Below are 466 nucleotides of genomic sequence, written 5' to 3'. Positions count from 1 at the left end.
AGCTCTATGTAGACATGTTAAGAGTTCAATCAGAAAAATCTATTAAGCCCTTTAGGGCAACATATCGTGAGAATTACCAAATTATCCAAGGTCGAGTGGCTTATTTAAAAGGAGATTTTCAAGCTGCCAAGGAAAATATGTCCAAATATGATTTGAAAAAAATTTGGAAGAGATTCAGAACCCCTGCGTTTTTAATATCAAGCTTTGAACTATTAACAGTTTCCATTCATCTTCAAGATGCGCAAGATATTGCTTTCTTTGAGGAACAATTGTCCAAGGCACCAGATTTTAAAGGAGGCAAAGCTACACTTGTTGCTCAAGCCCAAGCCATAAAAGATATTGTGTTCAATAAAGAAGCGAACGACTACTTCGACATTACTGAACCAGAAAGTAAGTTAGCTCGAATCATGTTTTCTTATTATGGCGCTCTCAATGCCCAATTAAAAGGAGATGAAGCTCGTGCCCG

The 466-nt window shown here is 37.3% G+C and carries 1 protein-coding gene; it reads left to right on the top strand.

All coding sequences use genetic code 11. From position 1 onward, the window contains the following. Window positions 1-466: hypothetical protein (locus N8M66_RS09275; RefSeq protein ID WP_261047219.1), on the top strand; the 466-nt coding region annotated here is incomplete at both ends.

The sequence above is a fragment of the Streptococcus mitis genome, from assembly GCF_946188585.1.
Taxonomy (GTDB): Bacteria; Bacillota; Bacilli; order Lactobacillales; family Streptococcaceae; genus Streptococcus; species Streptococcus mitis_DG.
The sequence above is the reverse complement of the archived record's forward strand: the minus strand, read 5'-3'. Positions and strand labels throughout refer to the sequence as shown.